The 17,327-nt window shown below is 67.3% G+C and carries 9 protein-coding genes; 5 read left to right on the top strand and 4 right to left on the bottom strand.

Annotation, left to right across the window (positions count from 1 at the left end; genetic code table 11):
- Both ACFYXB_RS36325 and ACFYXB_RS36320 read right to left on the bottom strand, forming a co-directional pair.
- On the bottom strand, positions 1–1,019 hold a 1,019-nt coding region (locus ACFYXB_RS36325; protein ID WP_389589297.1), incomplete at its 3' end, for an IS701 family transposase.
- Between the two features lie 164 nt (positions 1,020–1,183).
- A complete protein-coding gene (locus ACFYXB_RS36320) occupies positions 1,184–1,555 on the bottom strand; it encodes a VOC family protein (RefSeq protein ID WP_383359172.1) in 372 nt (123 codons plus the stop codon).
- 642 nt (positions 1,556–2,197) lie between these two features.
- Between ACFYXB_RS36320 and ACFYXB_RS36315 the strand changes: the two genes are divergently transcribed.
- Complete coding sequence (locus ACFYXB_RS36315; RefSeq protein WP_389589293.1) at positions 2,198–2,605, top strand: transposase; 408 nt, start codon at positions 2,198–2,200, stop codon at positions 2,603–2,605.
- Between the two features lie 145 nt (positions 2,606–2,750).
- Here ACFYXB_RS36315 and ACFYXB_RS36310 read toward each other — a convergent pair whose 3' ends face one another.
- Positions 2,751–3,119 carry a hypothetical protein gene (locus tag ACFYXB_RS36310; RefSeq protein ID WP_389589292.1) on the bottom strand — a complete coding sequence of 123 codons (369 nt, stop codon included), beginning with the start codon at positions 3,117–3,119 and terminating at the stop codon, positions 2,751–2,753.
- Between the two features lie 188 nt (positions 3,120–3,307).
- Positions 3,308–10,846, bottom strand: coding sequence for a ricin-type beta-trefoil lectin domain protein (locus ACFYXB_RS36305; RefSeq protein ID WP_389589291.1), 7,539 nt, complete (start codon positions 10,844–10,846; stop codon positions 3,308–3,310).
- Positions 10,847–11,523: 677 nt separating this feature from the next.
- Here ACFYXB_RS36305 and ACFYXB_RS36300 point away from each other — a divergent pair.
- From ACFYXB_RS36300 to ACFYXB_RS36285, 4 genes are all read left to right on the top strand, one after another.
- Complete coding sequence (locus ACFYXB_RS36300; protein ID WP_389589290.1) at positions 11,524–14,853, top strand: DNRLRE domain-containing protein; 3,330 nt, start codon at positions 11,524–11,526, stop codon at positions 14,851–14,853.
- A 384-nt stretch (positions 14,854–15,237) separates the two neighbouring features.
- Positions 15,238–15,528, top strand: a complete 291-nt coding sequence (locus ACFYXB_RS36295) for a hypothetical protein (protein WP_389589289.1) — start codon at positions 15,238–15,240, stop codon at positions 15,526–15,528.
- A gap of 1,131 nt (positions 15,529–16,659) precedes the next feature.
- Positions 16,660–16,974, top strand: a complete 315-nt coding sequence (locus ACFYXB_RS36290; RefSeq protein ID WP_389589288.1) for a hypothetical protein — start codon at positions 16,660–16,662, stop codon at positions 16,972–16,974.
- 42 nt (positions 16,975–17,016) lie between these two features.
- Entirely contained in the window at positions 17,017–17,325 is a 309-nt protein-coding gene (locus ACFYXB_RS36285) for a hypothetical protein (protein ID WP_389589287.1), read from the top strand.
- The last annotated feature ends 2 nt before the right edge of the window (positions 17,326–17,327 follow it).

The raw sequence follows: 17,327 nt of genomic DNA, 5'->3' as shown, positions 1-17,327 counted from the left end.
CCTTTCGGCATCAGGTAAGCCATCGAACCCAGGAACCTCCCTCCAATTCCTCCCGGCTGAACCGGGGATACGGCAGAGCGCCTCGTGGCGCACAACATCTCCTCCACCGTCCAGCGGTTTCCCGCGACCCGCACCAGCGTGGCCAGCGGCGCCGGGTGGGGTGACCAGCAGCGGTAGTAGGCCAGTTCGCCGGTAGTGCGGTTACGGCGAACCATCAGATGGTGATGGCCCGTCAAGTGGGCTGCGGTGATGGCGACCAGGGCCCAGTCGTAGTAGCGGTGTCCCTTGGCGCCGCGTCCGGCGGACAGCTTCTGCCAGGCCCGGCGCGGGATCTTCTTCGCGAGCCGGTCGGCGCGCACCGGCCCGGCGGGGGTGGGGACGTGGTGCGAGCACGAGACGGCCAGGACGTAGCCGAGGCCGCGTGCTTCCAGGGCGGAGCGCAGGGCGGGGTTGTCGCCGTAGACCTCGTCTGCGGCTGCCCAGGCGGCCGGGGTCCCGGCGTCCAGAGCGTGCTCGATCATCCGCTGAGCCAGCTGGGGCTTGGTCGCGAAGCCGGTCCCGTCGGGGACGCCGGCCTGCTGCAGGCGTTCCGGGTCGCTGGTCCAGGACTTGGGCAGGTAGGGGGCGCGGTCGATGGCGGCGTGTCCGTGGCGGGAGGTGTAGGTGAGGTAGACGGCGACTTGGGAGTTCTCGATTCGGCCGGCGGTGCCGGTGTACTGGCGCTGGACGCCCAGGGTGCGGGTGCCCTTCTTCAGGTCGCCGGTCTCGTCGACCACGAGCACGGCCTGGTCGTCGGCCAGGTGGTCGCCTACGTAGGCGCGCAGGTCGTCGCGGACTGCGTCGGCGTCCCACTTCGCGCGGGCGAGCAGGTGCTGCAGCCCGTCCGGGGTGGCGTCCCCGATGTGCTCGGCGATCGTCCAGCAGTTCTTCCGCGGCAGGTCGGCCAGCAGCCCGAGCACCAACTGCCGGGCGTGGCGCCGGGGTTCGACCCGCGCGAACCGTCCTGCTATCCGGCCCATCAAGCCCTCGAACGCCTCCTGCCAGCGGGCAGGGTCTACGCTGTGACCTGCGGCCACCGCATGATCGTTTGTCTTCACACACCGATGATCAGCGGTGGCCGCACCCATCTCCTCGCCGGAGAACGGACACCGCTGGGCGAAAGCAGTGGTCCAGCCCCACCTCGTCAGCCCCGCAGCAGGCAGAAGGGGTGGCCCGCCGGATCCGCGAAGATCCTCCAACCGCGAGTGTCGACGTGGAGCAGAGCGGCGCCGAAACCGAGGACCTGCTCCTGAGCCTGGTCAAGGTCCGGGACATCGAGGTCCAGATGAAACTGCTGCGGGTACGTGCCGTCCGGCCACCGCGGTGCCTGGTAGTCCTTCACGCGCTGGAACGCAAATACCAGGCCAGAGCCTGTGTGAAGGGTCGAAAAGTCATCGCTGACTGCCCACCTCGGGTCGGGCTCGTTGACCGCGCCGCCAAGGAGCGATTGGTAGAACCGAGCGAGTTCAAGGACATCCGGACAGTCCAGAACCACGCACTGCAACTTGCCGATCACCGGTGTTCCTCCAACAGCACGGGCCCCTGGCTCCGGTGAGCCACGGCCCTACGGACAGGAAAGCGCAGCGTAGGGCCGCCGAGCGCGTAGACCTTAGCCGCACCCTCCGCCGCTCGTCCGTCACATCACGATCTACGGCTGGAGTACTAGGTTCAGGCGCTCCCAGCAGAAGGCTGCTCAAGCCCGACCCTTCAACATATGGCTTCTCATATCCGATGACCATCCCAGACACGAAGGGACACAAGCCGCGCAAAGCAGCCACGGTGACCGCCGGGACCATAGCCCATTGCTGATTATCCGAACGCATGGTGATGCAAAGCTCACGCCCGAAGGCCGGCGAACCGACCAGCGACGAGAGTCCACATGTGATACCGGTAACAAATCCCGACTCGGGCCCATCCGCAAACACCACCGAGAAGACCCGCCCATCGGCTGGGACTCGCGGTGTGACCTCACGAACCTCTGGAGCAGCACCAAGAGCCAAGCTCAAGCGCTCCACGAAGCGAGCGAACCGCTCAGAACTACCAGACTCAATCACCTGAGCTCCACCTTTCCCATGCGGTGAGTGAGATGACCCTCCCCCAGAATCACCCCACCCCAGCAGCATCACGGAGAATGTATCGATCCCGGAGGTGGGAAGAAGTGCCCGTCGGCCGCATCGGCCTGGCCGCGACCAGGCGCCTGGACGACACCCGCCCCGGCGCCCGCAAGACCCGCCTGCTGCTGGAGGCATTCCGCGACCGCGAGGACGACTTCCTGCGGTTCACCACCGACCTGCGCATCCCGCCCACTTCGAAGCAGGCCGAACGCGACCTGCGCCCCTCCAAGATCCAGGAGAACATCTCCGGCCGACTCACCGACCTCGCCCGCGCCAAGGACCGCTACCTGATCCGCGGCGTCCTCTCCACCGCCGCCAAGCACACGGTCAACCCGTTGACCGTGCTCCGTGACGCCTTCAGCGGCAGAACCTGGCTCCCGCCAGCCGACGACCACCACGGTCACCGGACATCACCGCACACCCGGAACCGTCACTCAGCGCGGTCACGCTGAATGTTTGCCAACTACTGCCGTCAAACGCCCGATGGACCCCCTCCGGAGATTCGGAAGGGGCCCATCGGTTTGCGGCGTGAGGCGATCAAGAATTCAGCCACAGCATTCTACTTGTGAGCGCAGCTATACGCTCGACCGATTAATTTCAGGCCAACTCCTGCGAGACATCAAATTCCACAGGAACCTTCTCTCGAACGACCCCCCAAACGGGATCCATTTTCACCGATTCGAGCCATTCAACGAACGGCGTCCCGCTCTCACGGAACCACCAGGAGTTATAGCTTTCAAGCGACCGCAGGTCAGCATCGACTCGGTATCTGTATTCAAGCTGAACCTGAGAGTACCCTTCATGCTCGCCTTCGGCATCAACGAGCTCCATTTGACGCACGAAGCCCACCGTGAATGTCGGCTCAGAAAACCAGTTCACTTCGCCATACTGAAAAAGGAATCCATCGGAATCAGCGCCAGTCGGGACGTCGAACCCAATCTGCTCGAAGCTGTTGACGGTCGCCATAACCTCCTCGACAGTCGGAACCTCTCGACTCGATCCCAACTGGTCAACGATGCCCTGCACTACGCTTAGCGCAGAGTCAATCGGTCGCCTCATCACTTGCCTCCCTCGCTTGCTTCAAGATCCCCACTGCCCTTGCCGTGGTGCGGCCGCAGAGGCACGGCCGCACCACGGCAAGGCTACACACTCAGCTACGGCCAGTACCCGCCTTGCAGCTGCCTTCGCAGATGGCCCAGCACGTCTCGGGCTTCATTGGCGTTTCTCGCACCGCCGATCAAGTCATTGACGTAGGAATAGTAGTCATCCGTGTGAATTCGCGAATGAACTGATGCGCCTGTCGGGTTCGCGGACGCTGATCCTCGCGGCAGGAACACACCATTGCTCGCATCGTTGATATCAATTCCGAACTTGGCGAGTTGCTGCCGAGCTGCTGCGGCCTTCTGAGAGGTGCTGGCCACGATGTGGTGCGCGGCAGTATCCGCAGGCCGAGTAACCCCGGACGCCTCCAGATTATCGCCAAGAATCTTGGCATTACTGGAGCAGTTCGAATTGTGAACGAGTACCGGTGTCTCGCCCGCCAGCACATAGTACGTGTGGAGGTCGTTGACGGTGAGGTTGTACATGTCGCGGTCGCCGGGGCGTGGGGTGACGTCGGTGACGTGGACGTGGTGATCGCTGGCGGTATTGAGGGTGTGGCCTGTGAGGAGTTCGCCGGCGGGGACCCAGGTGTGGAGGGTGTCGTCCCAGAAGGGGTGTTTGGAAGTGGTGTGAAGGGTGTCCGTGCTTCCGTCGGTGCGCTGAATGCGGAGGTCGACGAGGTCATAGTCGTGGTTGATGAGGGTGGCGGTGACCTCGCGGGGACCCTTGTGTTTGCCGTTGGCGGGGTCGGCGGCCTCGACCTTGTCTCCGGTCTTGATGTCGTCGATGGGTTTGGTCTTGCCGTCGGCCATCAGGACCGGGGTGGAGGGGGTGAAGCTGCACTTCTTAGGCAAGTCTCTGCTTATGCCGGCTTCAGCTCTGCTTATGCCGGCTTCAGCCTCGGCCTCAGCGCCTGCGCCTCGCATCGTCAAGAGCAGGGTCAGGTCGAAAAGCAGCTTTCCGGTGCCTTCGGCGCTCCTGCCGTTTGCGTAGTCGCCGGCTATCTCCTCTCCGCGCGAGGTCACCGCCATCGCGCCAGCGAGGCCCGGGTTGGCGCTGAGGAGCACTTGGGTGAGCATGTCTGCGCAGCCCTCGCCGTCGAGGACGCATCGCTTGTCGGTGCGGAGTTGCTGGAACGGGGCTTGGACGATGGAGGTGACGCTCGTTTTTGCCTCTTCGACGAAGGTGCGGCTGAGATCACCCAACCAGCTGCCGCCACCGCCACCGCCACTGCCGCCACTGCCGCCACTGCCGCCGCCCGTGCCCGACGTCGTGCTTGAGCCGGATTTTGGCGGTGCGGGGGGTACGGACCAGTAAACCGGGCTGGAAGGGTCTTTTTTGGTGACTTCGCCGGTGGTGGAGCCGCCCTTGCCTTCGCCGCCTCCGCACAGGTCTACGGGGCACAGCCCGGTGGGGTCGCTGTCGGTGACGGGGTTGTTGCCGGCGTAGGCGTAGCCGTTCATCTGCAGCGGGTCGGCAATGTCCAGGACGGGGTCTGCGCTGATGAAGTGGCCGGTGTCGGGGTCGTATTCGCGGGCGCCGAGGTGGGTGAGGCCGGTGGTGGTGTCGTCGGTGCCGCCGAGGTAGCCGCGGTGGGACTGCCAGTGACTGTCTGCGGTGCCGCGGGGGACGCCGAAGGGGTCTGTCTTCTGGCGTTGGATGGTCTGGCCGGTGGTGAGGCCGATGGTGGCGATGGGGGTGCCGTGGTGGTCGGTGGCCAGCGCGGTCAGGGTGCTGGTGGTGTCGCCGTAGGTGTGGCGCATCACGGTGGGGGTGCCGGGCTGGCTGTAGTAGCGCTGGCAGTAGGCGATGGCGCCGGTGGCGTCGGTGGACAGTTCGGTGTCGGGCAGGTAGAGGGTGTGGGCGCTGGCGGTGGCGGCGATGATGCGGTTGCCGTCGGCGTCGTAGAGGTAGCTGGTCTGGTTGGAGAAGGCCCACTTCTGGGCCGCGTTGCCGTTGCAGGCGGTGATCTGCAGGTCGGTGCCGTCGGTGCTGTCGGCGCCGGGGACGTCCAGGCACTTGTCGGAGGCGTTGTACTTGAGGGTGCCCGCAGTGACGGTCCACTTCTGGTTGGCGTTGCCGGTGCAGGGGGCCAGGGTGACGGGGGTGCCGCTGGTGGTGGCCCCGCCGGTGGGCATGACGCATTTGCCGAGAACGGTCAGAGCACCGGTCTGTGTGTCGAGGCGGAGGTTTTGGGCTTTGGTGCCGTTGCAGGTGTAGATCTGCAGCGGGGTGCCGTCGGCGGTGCTGGCGCTCTGCAGGTCCAGGCACTTGCTGTCGAGGCCGATGAGCTGGCCTGTGCCGGCTTTGCCGAAGCCGGAGACGGTCTTCACGTTGCCGTCCCAGGTCCAGTCCAGCGCCTGAGTGTCGCCGCCGTAGGTGCGGGTGATCGTGTTGCCGGCCGAGTCGTAGGTGAGGGCGGCGGCGGTGTCGATGGTGGCGGTGTCGGTGGTGATGCCGGTCAGGGTGTGCGGCTGGGCGCCCCCGGCCTTGCCGTAGGTGTAGGTGGTGGTGGTGTCGTCGGTGGTGTCGACCTGACCGCCGGTCACGGTGACAGTCGGGTCGTGTTCGGTCAGGCGTTTGCGGTTGCCCAGCGTGTCGTAGGTGTAGGTCTGCCAGTAGCCGTCGTTGGCGCTGGTGACGTTGGTCGCTGTGACCTTGCCGGTGGTGTCGGTGTAGACCGGTGCGGGGGTCGTCTGGCCCGCTGCGGTGCAGTCCTCGTTGGGTGAGGTCCATGCCTGCCCGAGTTGGCCGAGGGCGTCGTAGCCGAAGCACTGCCGGTCGGTAGATCCGGCGCCGTCGGTGTCCTTGAGCTGAGTGACGTTGCCGGCCGCATCGTAGGTGTAGTAGCGGTCGTTGACGCGGTTGGGGGCGGCGGTTTCCCGGTCGGTGACGGTGCGGTCGAGTTGGCCGGTGTTCTCATCGAACAGGTTGGTCGTCCACACCCGGTTGGGCATCTCGCCGGTGACGCTGCGCAGGACCTCGCCGTAGGGGCTGTAGGTGGTTTCGGCGGTGTACCAGTCCAGACCGGAGGTGGAGGTGGGCAGACCGTGGGCGTTGTAACGGGTGATCACCTTCTCCCGGGCCAGACCACCGACCGCCGGGACGGTCACCGACTGCGGGAGCCCGGTCTTTGTGTACGCGTAGGAGTAGGAGTAGGTGCCGTCCAGGCCCGCGGTCGCCAGGTTGGCGAGGCTGAAGGGGATGGTGATGTTCTTCCCCGTCGGCCGGTACTCCGCGTCGTAGCCGGTGACCGTGGTGGTGATCGCGACGCCGTCGTTGTAGCGGGTCGCCGAGACCGGCTGCCCCTTCGCACCCGGGATGGTGTCGTACGTGAACTGGGTCAGCGGGGCGCCCTGGTCGTCGTCCAGGCGCTGCTCGGTGGTACGGCTGAGCGCGTCGTAGCCGGTCCATACGGTGATGCCGCGGTCGTCGGTGGTGGTGACGGGCCGATCGAGGTCGTCGTAGGTGGTGATGGTGGTGCCGGTGTCGGGGTCGACGGCCCGGACCTGGCGCCCGCGGGCGTCGTATGTCCAGGACCAGGTGTTGTTGCCCGTGGTGTCGGTTGCCGATGTCCGGTTACCCCGCGGGTCGTAGCCGTACGTGGTGGAGGTGTGCGCGGCACGCAGCGCATCGGTGAAGTGGTCGATGCGCACCGTGCGGCCGAGCGCATCGGTGAAGCTGCGGGTCGCCGGGGAGCCGGCCGGGGGGACGACGGTGGTGACGTCCTTGTCGTAGGTGTAGGTGGTGCGCTTGGCCGTCTTCGCGGCTCCGGCCTCGTAGGGGGTAACGGTCAGGGGACGGCTCTGTCCGTCGTAGGTATTGACCGTGGCGGTGGGGACGTTGAAGTCCGATTTCACTTCGAACAACGTTGTGGACGGCTCGCCGGAGGCGTAGTAGCCGTTGTTGGTGCGACGGACGGTGCCGGCCGCGTTGTAGAGGGTGTCGGTGACGATGCGGCCGCCGCCGACGGCGTCGGACTGCGATTGACGCGGCCGGCCGAGGCCGTCGTAGAGGGTCACCGCGTGCGCGTAGGTGCCGTTGTCGCGGAGTGTGGAGGTAGTGACGGCGGCCGGCTTACCGATGGTGGTGTCGTAGGAGAACGTCTTGGAGGGGTCGTCAGTGGCGGGGTCCTGCGAGGCCGTCCACACGGCCGTGGTCCGACCGAGAGCGTCATAGGCCTGGGTGACCACATGCTTGTTGGCGTCCTCGGACCTCACCGCTGTGCCACGGCCCGGCTCCACCGTGGTGGTCGAGGTGTAGCCGAGGGCGTTGGTGACGGTAGTGGAAAACACCTGCCCCGACGACGGGTTGTAGCCCGTCGACCCGGTGTGGCCCGCGGCGTCCTCGACCGTCTTGACGCGACCGTAGGAGTCGTCGTAAGTGGTGTGACTGGTGCGGATCCAGCCCGTGCCCGCGCCGTCGGGGCCCCAGACATCGGTGGCCGCACCCTTGGTCGGTGCGGTGCCGTAGGGCTGACCGTCGTAGGCGGTGCGGGAGGCGGTGATCACGTCGTCGCCGGTGGCGGTGGCCGCCTGGGCGCACGTGCCCGCGGTGGTCTTGGTCTGCTCGGCCAGGCCGATCAGCCAGGCACTGGTGTTGTGCAGATACGACGTTTGGGTGCAGGTCTCGTCGCCGCTCTTGCCGGTGTCATCGAGGGTCTGGGTCTCCACCTGGTACGGCAGGCCGTAGGTGTCGTCGTACAGGGTGCTGGTCTTCACCGTCCGCGTGTCGTCGGGGTTGGCGCCGCTGACGGGGGTGACGGTGATGCTCTTGTCGATCTGGGTGCGGTAGGCCTTCAGGTCGGGCACGTCGGTGCGGGCGCGGGTGGCCAGCAGGTGCGCCGAGGGGGAGGAGACGGTGCGGGAGGCGACACTGCCTCCGGTGCCGTCGTCATTGGCCTGGGTGTAGGTGCGGGACTCGGCGGTCATGCCCTGGAAGGCGGGCTCGTCCGGGGCGATGTCGGCGCCGGTGGAGTCCTTCACCGTTACCGGGCGTGTGCCGCCGCCGGGCAGCGGGTCTCCGTTCATGCCCCGGAAGTACGAGGTCACGCTCTTGCCCCTGACGATCCCGGTGGCCGGGTCGTTCTTCCCCGTCAGGACCGTGACCTGCGCGTAACCGCGCCATTGGTCGTAGGTGCGTGTCTTCTTCTTGCTGAACTCGGTCTGGTTCTTCGCCCAGCCGCCCCCGTCGAGGGGGTACTGGTACTCAGTGACCAGGTCAGGAACACCATCAACGCGGGGTTTCTGGGTGATCGAGGTGACGACGTACTTGTTGAACCAGTCGATCGTCTCCGGACCGGAGCTCGGGCTCCAGTACACCGGGTAACAGCGGGTCCCGTTCTCTTCCGGTTTCGGGTGGGCGGAGGTGGCCATGGACGGACACGGGTCGGAGTATTCGACGTCGATCTCGCCGCCGTACTCGGTGACCACCCGGCGGATCCGCAGCCGGTCGAACGCCGGCACCTGATCGGACGCCCCGGTGGTGACCCGGTTGGGCATGGCCTGGTTGTTGTGCGAGAACTCGACCTTGTTGAGCTTCTGTGTGCTGCCGTCGACCGCGTAGCCGGTGCGCTGGATCGACTCCAGCCACAGCGGCGGGGCGGTGTCGGTCAAGGTGCGCGGGAAGGACTGGGTCAGCAGGTACTTGTCGACTATCGACAGTTCCGTTGAGCCTTGGTTGCGTTGGGCCTTGGTGGTCACGGACGACAGGCGCTCGCGGGACCAGAACGTCGGCGCACCCACCGGGCAGCGCTTACCGGGGGCGCCGGAGCAGTACAGATTGGCCGGGGTGTCGTACCACAGCCGGTACCGGCCATAGTCCCGGGAGGTGAACGCGTCTTCACTGCACGTCAGGCCGGTCTCGGCCTCGTCGAAGCAGCGCTCGTCCACCTTGAACTCCACCCGGGCGATCGGGTCGGCGGTGAACAGGGCGTCCGAGCGCTGGCCGTAGTCGATGCGCTTCAGGTAGCCGCCACGGTTGTAAGAGACCGGGGAGGTGTACTTCTCGTTCTTGCCGTAGTAATTGGACTCCTTGCCCCACCACAGCGACATGGCGTTGCCGTGGACATCCACGACGTAGTCCAGGTTCCACCGCCAGCCCTGGACGCAGAACGAGGACGCGAAGTCACTGTTGTAGCAGGGCTCGCCGCTCTGGTTACCGGCCACCGGCACGGTCAGTACCGAGTCGGTGGTGTCCTCGCCGCTGCTCCAGCCGGGCAGCTTGTTGAGGCCGAAGTAGTACTGGGTGCCGTCCCGGGTGGTGACCCGCCAGTACTCTCCGTCCAGGTCCCCGTTGCCCTTGCCGGTGTCCTTGAGCCGCTCAACTCTGGAGCCGTCACCGTTGGCGGTCACCCACGTGCCGGTGGCATCATCACGGACCAGCTCGGTGGTCGAACCGCCCAGCGACAACACGGCGTTGTCCGAGCCCCAGCACAGGTCCGACGTCTTGTGGGAGGCATTGTTCGCTGTGCCGTCGGTGTCGTCGCGGCAGGTGCGGTACGTGCGCTCGATCGAGCCGGGCTGGTAGTCCCAGCCGTCCCCGATCCACGAGGCCTGGTTGTTGGTGGCCGAGGTCCGCCCGTCCACCACCTGCGAGTTGTAGCCGAAGGCAATGTCCGGTGCGAGGCCGCCCGGTACCGGCGGCACCGCAACCGGCTGCGACCAGGCGAACGCCCCCGACGAGCCCCCCGCGCTCCACGTACCGGACGCCGCCAGCGGCGTGGCCGTGTAGTCGCCCTTCGCACCCGAGCCGGAGTCTTTCGCCGCCAGCACCAGCGACCCGCTGCCCGAGGCGCCCGCCTGCGGCAGCAGGGCCTTGAGTACCTCGCTCGTCGACGAGCCCGGGTGGTAGACCGCCGACACCGCCTTCGAGTCACTGTGACCGGACAGCGAGGCCTGACTGGCCGTGGCCGAGGCGGCGGAGACGGCGGCCATATCGACGGTGGCCTTGATCTGGCCGGTGATGTCGTCGTTCTCGGTGGCCAGCGGGGTGGCCTGGTTGCACGCCTCGTCCAGTGGCGCGGTCAGGAAGCACTCCGGGTACGCGACGAACTGCATTCGGTCGGCCCAGTCAGCGCTGTACAGCTGCTCGAAGTCGGAGTAGTCCAGCGCCACATCCACCGTCGCCGCCGCGGCCGTGGCCGGCGGGGTCACCGTCACCAGCGTTCCGTCCACTTCGGCTGCGGACGTCTGCGCGGGGTCGGCCACCGTCACCTGCCAGGTGCCGTCCAGCGCGGAGGCCTCCTCGGGCGTGGCGTCGGCCGGGGCACCCAGCAGCACCGGCAGCGAACCCGCCTGCTGCAGCTCCCCCGCCACGGGATCTGTCAGGTTCACAGGCTCGGGAGGACCACCGGCCGGAGGGGTGGTGTGGGCCGGCTCGTAGTCCACCGGCGGCACCGTGGCCTCGCCGGTCAGATCGTCCAGGACCCCGGTGTCGGCGTCTGTCGCGGGTTTCGCAGCGGGAAGGTCGATCAGATCCACCCCGGCACGGTTCCCGCCAGGCGACGGCAGCGCCACCGCCTGGGTCGGTAGCAACCCCACCAGCAACGCGCCCGCGAGCGCCGCTCCGGCGGCCAGCCGCGTTCGGCGCACCCGCCGACGCGCCGCGGCGGTACCAGGCAGCGACCCACGGCCGGACCACGACAGCGAACCAAACACCGAACAGCCCCCCAAGGCGGCCGGCAGGAAACACGCGCAAAAGGCCGCGCACCCCACCCCGAAGACGACACGAAATACCGCCGAATCCTCTGCCGGAAAACACCGTCCGTCAAACAAAAGGCAACCGATGTGATGCCCGTCACATTCAAATGGGGCGCGAATTCAGACTTGCCGTTTGCCGGGACATTTTGACAGTGCGAAGCTCTTAATGCACATCACAGCCACACATGTGCGAATGTGGCGATCATGGAAGTTCGAGCTCATCGTATGCGGCTGACCTGTACAGATGCCCACCCAAGACGACACCTGCCCGGGTAGCGCGATTATCGGGCTTCACACAGCCTCCATGCATCCAAAACCTGTCCCGTATGCGTTCTCGACGGCAGCTAAATTCAGATCAGTGCTGGCGTCCGGCACCTCGATGGGGCATGATCTGCTCGCGCATTCCTGTCCGCAAGGAGAATTCAGCAGCACCGGATGGGATGTGCGGGTGAACTGAAGGTTAATTCCGGCCCAATGAGAGGCGGCACATTCTCTGTATTCCGGGCGTCGGTGACCAGCCGATGGCTCCCGGTTCGGGGCCGGTTTTCCGTGGAGGGGAAGACGTTTTCGTGGACAGACAATGGCTCCGCCTACCCCGGCGCAGACGGCGGGCCGCCGTGCTGGTGGCCGCCGCCGTGGCCGCCGGGCTCGGCCTGACGCAGCTGCCAGTCCTGGACCACGCCGACGCCCCCCGGGCTGGTGACAAGCCGGCCGACGCTGCGAAACTGCTGGACGAGACCACCGCCGTCCACAAGGCCCGTGCCTCGGGCCGACCGGTGGAGGTCACCGCGCTGCGGGACGCGAGCAGCACCACCTACGCGCGCCCCGATGGCAGTTTCGAACTCGAGACCCGCGCCGTGCCGTTCCGCGCCAAGGTCGACGGGGTGTGGCGGGCGATCGACACCGACCTGCACCGCACCAAGGACGGCGACTGGGCCCCGGGCGCTGTCAACATCCCCGTCGTCTTCTCCGCCGGCAGCCGCGGCGAGCGGGTCACCCGCTCCGAGAACCGGACCGCCATCCGGCCGGCTGCCCTCACCACGGCCCAGGACGCGACCTCAACGAATCTGGTCACCCTCACCACCGGCGGCCACCAGCTCACCCTGACCTGGCCGGGCACCCTGCCCGCCCCGGTCATCGACGGCGACCGCGCTCTCTACCAGGACGTCCTACCCGGCGTCGACCTGCTGCTGACCGCCCGCGACTCCGGCTTCTCCCACGTCCTGATCGTCAAGAACGCCGAAGCCGCCGCCGACCCCGAACTCGCTGCCCTCTCCTACGGCCTCGCCTCACCCGACCTGACCTTCACCCTCGACCCCGTCACCCACGTCGTCCACGCCAAGGACGCAGACGGCAACGAGGTCGCTGTCTCCCCCACCCCCTACATGTGGGACTCCGCCGGCAAACCCGCCGTCACCCAAGGCGACGACCCCCAACCGCTGCGGCCCACCGAGGCCCCCGCCCCCGAGGCCGGCCCCGACGTGAACCCCTCGGAAGAACCCGAGGACACCGGCGACGCCCCCGGCCAGCCCGACTGGAACAACGACACCGCCGCACCGCAGGACGACGCCAGCCCGGCCGCCTACAGGAGCGGCAGCACAGCACCTCTGGTACGGCCGGCGGCCTTCACCTCGACGGGCGGCGACAGCGCATCCGTGCTCGCCCTCGACGGCCTGGCCGGTCCCCAGCCCGGAACCCACGACGCGCTCGCCAACGTCACCCTCACCGACAGCGGCACCCTCACGATCAAGCCCGACACCAAACTGCTGACGGCCGGCTCCACCGTCTACCCGGTCTTCATCGACCCCTCCTTCAGCGGCCACACCAACAACTGGACGACGGCCTACCAGCCCCATCCCAGCTCCAGTTTCTGGAACGGCACCAACTTCAACGACGGCACCGACACCGCCCGCGTCGGCTACGAGTCCACCACCGCCGGCCTGTCCCGCTCCTTCTTCCAGCTCTCCCTCTCCAGCGCGCTCAAAGGCGCCAACGTCTCCTCCGCATACTTCTACGGCCTGGAGACCTACTCCTGGTCCTGCTCCACCCGCGGCGTCCAGCTGTGGCACACCAGCAGCATCAGCTCCTCCACCACCTGGAACAACCAGCCCTCCTGGATCGACCAGATCGACTCCCAGAACGTCGCCCACGGCTACAGCAGCAGCTGCCCCGACAACTGGGTCAAGTTCACCGCCACCTCCCTCGCCCAGGACGCCGCCGACAACGGCTGGGGCTACGCCACCCTGGGCCTGCGCGCAGCCGACGAGAGTTCCGCCTACCCGTGGAAGAAGTTCGAGGCCAGCAGCAGCAACTCCCCGTACTTGAAGATCACTTACAACCGCAAACCCAAAGAGCCCACCCACCTGACCATGACCCCCGGCCCGGACTGCGACACCAGCGGGGAGTCCTCGGTCGGCAAGTCCGACCTGACCTTCGCCGCCACCGCCTCCGATCCCGACGGCGACCTGAAATACCTCGACTTCGAACTCTGGCAGGACGGCAGCAGCAGCAAGATCCTCGACGGCAACCAAACCGTCGATGCAAACGGTCACGCCAGCGTCACCGCCACAGCCAGCAAGTTCACCAACGGCAAAACGTATTGGTGGCGCGTGCGCGCCATCGACTCCACCGGCGCCGCCTCCACCTACGCCCCGCCCGGCAGCGACAACTGCGGATTCGTCTTCGACGCCGCCAAGCCCAACTCCCCCAAGGTCACCTCCACCAACTTCCCCGAGGACGACGGCACCGGCGCCCTCTGGAGCCCCGTCACATACGGCACGGCAGGCAACTTCACCCTCAGCGCCGACGGATCCGCCGACACCGTCAAGTACGAGTTCTCCTTCGACTCCACCAGCTACGGCGGCAGCAGCAGTCCGTCCACATCCGGTGGCAGCGTCACCGTGTCCCTCAAGCCGCACCACGCCGGCCCCAACGTGTTCTACGTGCGCGCCGTCGACTCGGCCGGCAACAGATCCGCGGGAACCAAGTACCTCTTCTACGTCACCCCCCGCGACGCCGCCGATGCCTCTGGCGACCTCACCGGCGACGCTTGGCCCGACGTCATCGTCGTCGACCAGTTCAAGGACCTGCGGGTCTACCCCGCAAGCAGCGTGGGCGACATCTACGCCTACAACCCCGCCGCCTACGACCAGGACGGCCTCATCGAGACCAACGACGCCTACCCCGACGGCTACTGGACCGGCGCCCTGCTCACCCACAACGGCGACTTCCTGCCCGGCGACGGCCTCCAGGACATGGTGGCCCGCATGCCCGACGGCAAGCTCTACCTCTACCCCGGCGACGGCTACGGCAGCTTCGACGTCACCCAACGCACCGAGGTCCTACTCCCCCAGGGCGCACCCGCCCCCGCCACCCTCGACCAGATCCTGGCCGCCGGCGACATCGACGGCGACGGCCGCCCCGACATGCTCGCCACCGAAGGCAGCCACTACTGGGCCTTCCTCGGCTACACCGGAGGCGCCTTCACCAGCGCCGTCCTGCAAAACGGCGGCACCGTCTGGCCCGATCGCAACCTGGTCTCCGTCGGCGACCACAACGGCGATGGCGCTGTCGACCTCGTCTTCCGCACCCTGTCCACCGGACAGCTGTCCCTGCGTTACGGCAAACTCAAGAGCAGTGGCGGAACTGCCATCGACTCCCTCGCCACCTCCGGCAACTCGCTCAACGGCAGCGACACCACCTACGCCGCCTCCGGCTGGACCACCGCCAGCGTCCGCCTCCTGCTCGGCACACCCGACGCCAACCACGACGGCATCCCCGACATGTGGGCCGTCATGAACGACGGCTCCGTACGGATGTACAGCGGCGGCCGCTCCGCCGTCGGTACCTACACCACCGTCGTCAGCAGCGGCTGGGACGGCAAACTCGCCATCGGCTGAACAAGTGCCGGACGCAGCGACGCCCCGCCGAGAGAGACCCGGCGGGGCGTCGCTGCGTCCGGGACATCGCCTTGTGGCAAGCAGCGAGGACGACAGCGGGCGTCCTCGCTGCCGGAGCTGGAATCATTGAAAATGAGCGGCTTGTCGCACGGCAGCCTGTACGAGGCAACGCAGGACCCACGCCGTGGCCCACCGTCTTCAGGGCATTGGCATGGCGGATGGATGCCTTCCATGTGGAGGGGCTGACCAGGCTGGCGGCGGCCTCGGCGACCTCCTCGACGGTTCCGAGGCCGATCACTGACTTCGCCTGGACAGCCCTGGTGGTCCCTGCCCGTCCGCCCCGGCGAGCGCGCCTACGAGTTCGACCCCACCACCGGCGGCCCCGTGGCTGGCAGCGGACGCCCCTACCCGCACCCCGTCCTGCCGAGTGAGATCGCCGCCATCGAGGCCGAACGCTGCGGCCCGTACCGCGACGCCTTCGGCCTGTGCACCGGCTGCGGACTACGGGGCCGCATCCAGCGCCGCTGCACCGCCGACGACCCCGACCGCGCCTGCGAGTCGATCCGCGCCCCCACGCTCAGCCCTGGAAGTGGGTGCCGTGCCCGCACGCCTGCGGCTACGTCGGCCAGCCGGAGATCCGCCCGAGCGCCTTGTACGGACTGGTCCCGCACCTGAGCCCGAATGGCTAGCCTGTGACCCAGCGGCCCGAACAGGACCCGCGTAGACGGCAAAGAGGCCCTACCCCGCCAGGGGTAGGGCCTCTTTGCGTCGGAACGGCACTCCGATGCCCCCTCATCGGACGCCAGACTGACGTGCAGGAACCGCCCGGCCCCCTGCCGCCGGCACCCCGGGAGGGGCTCGGTGGGAACGTGCTGGGAACGGAAGGACGGAGAAGGACGGTTAACGATCACCCATGGGGAAGACGGCGTACCCCCTGTGACCTGCGGCGAAGTGAAAACGGGGGGGCAGATCAGGAACGGTGATCGAAGGGCCGAAAGGACTCATAATCCGTCGGTCGCGGGTTCGAGTCCCACCCGCCCCACCAGTGTAGGCCTGTGACCTGCGGAAACGCCCCAACAGGGGTGCGGATTCAGGACTTTGGCCCAACGGACTGAATCCGCTGCTCGTGAGGTCAACGCTGTTGCCATGGAGGGGCGTTGGGAACGCACTGACCTGCACAGACGTATAAGCCCACTGCTGGCGAGCCGCCGCAGACGGGTTGTACGGGCGGGTGGACGCCGAAGTTGGGACGCTGATGGGACGCAGGTAATCGGAAAGGGTTGCCTGGGTACCTGCGCCTACGCTGCTCTGGCCACCGGTGGTGGGGTCGGTGCGGTGTGCGGCTGTCGGCCACCGGGTGCAGTGCAGCGTCTGGACCGCTGGTCTGCTGCCGCAGCCCGAGCTGGGCGCTGGGGAAAACGGCCCGTACTGAAAACGCCCGATGAGATCGCGGTAGCCCTCGGCTGCCTCGACCTCGGCCTTGTCCTTTGTGGCGAATCCGCCTTGCCGTACGCGCTGACGCTTCCCTCTCTGACAGTCTCGGCTGAGGCACCCGGCTTGCCGGGCCAGTAATCCGAAGCCCTGACGGGCACACCCCGACGGGGTGAAAATCTGCTGGGGCGTCCGGCTGACGTCGTCTGGACTTGGCGTGTTCCGAGCCCGCGGGTTAATAGGACGCTGGGATCCCCTTCGGCAGACACTCGGAACTGTTGCCTTGCGCACGTGTATCAGGCTCTTCAGCCTGCTTGTCTCCCGCTGGACGTTCCTGCCGTCAGCGGGAGTTCCGCACGTGGAGGGGGATGAGGCATGGAGATCGTTCACGAGCGGTGCGCCGCCGTCGACGTCAGCAAGGCGGATGCGAAGGTCTGCATCCGGGTGCCGGGCCGAGGTCGTCGCCGGCGCAAAGAGACCCGGACGTTCACCACGATGACCCGCGACCTGCTGGTGATGCGGGACTGGCTGCTGTCCGAGGGCATCACCGTGGTGGGCATGGAGGCCACCGGCGACGACTGGAAAGCGATCTTCTACGTCCTGGAGCACGACGTCGAGTGCTGGCTGCCCAACGCTCGCCACCTCAAGGCCGTCCCCGGCCGCACGACCGATGTCAAGGACGTCGAGTGACCGTGCGAGCCGGTCGAACACGGCCTGGTCCGGCCCAGCTTCGTGCCGCCCGAACCGATCCGGCAACTGCGTGACCGGACCCGCTACCGCACCGATGCGGTCCAGGAGCGCACGCGCGAGGCCCAGCGGCTGGAAAAGTTCCCGGAGGACGCGGGGATCACGCTGTCCGTGGTGGTCTCGGACATGCTCGGCGCGTCTGCCCGGGCAATGCTGGAGGCCCTGATCGCCGGCGAGCGCGACCCACGGGTGCTGTCCGCACCGGCGCTCGGCCCGATGCACGGCAAGATACCGGTCCTGACCGAGGCCCTCACCGGCCGGTTCAGCGACCACCACGCCCTCGTCGTGCTTTGACG

The organism is Streptomyces sp. NPDC002619 (assembly GCF_042889305.1).
Taxonomy (GTDB): Bacteria; Actinomycetota; Actinomycetes; order Streptomycetales; family Streptomycetaceae; genus Streptomyces.
The sequence above is the reverse complement of the archived record's forward strand: the minus strand, read 5'-3'. Positions and strand labels throughout refer to the sequence as shown.